Here is a 279-nt window from a genome sequence, read left to right on the forward strand (position 1 = left end):
GGCTCCATCAGCGCCGAGACCTGGTCGATGATCTTGCCGGTGATCGCCGCCGGCAGCATCAGCCACACGCAGCGCGGCTTGGTGAGCTTGCCGACGAATTCCGCCATCGAGGCCGCTCCAGACGCGCCGTCGCTCACCAGCGCCGCGACGCTGGCCGGGTTGATGTCGTAGACGACGCATTCGTGGTCGTCGCGCATCAGACGCCGCACCATGTTGGCGCCCATCCGGCCCAGTCCCATCATTCCGATCTGCATGGTTTCGTCCCTGTTTGCTGAAGAG

The 279-nt window shown here is 65.2% G+C and carries 1 protein-coding gene; it reads right to left on the reverse strand.

Annotated features, from left to right (window positions below; all coding sequences use genetic code 11):
• A partial coding sequence (locus EN852_RS40480) for an NAD(P)-binding domain-containing protein (protein WP_246694615.1) occupies window positions 1–254 on the reverse strand: 254 nt, incomplete at its 3' end.
• Window positions 255–279: the final 25 nt, after the last annotated feature.

Source organism: Mesorhizobium sp. M2E.F.Ca.ET.209.01.1.1, assembly GCF_004010375.2.
Lineage (GTDB): Bacteria > Pseudomonadota > Alphaproteobacteria > Rhizobiales > Rhizobiaceae > Mesorhizobium.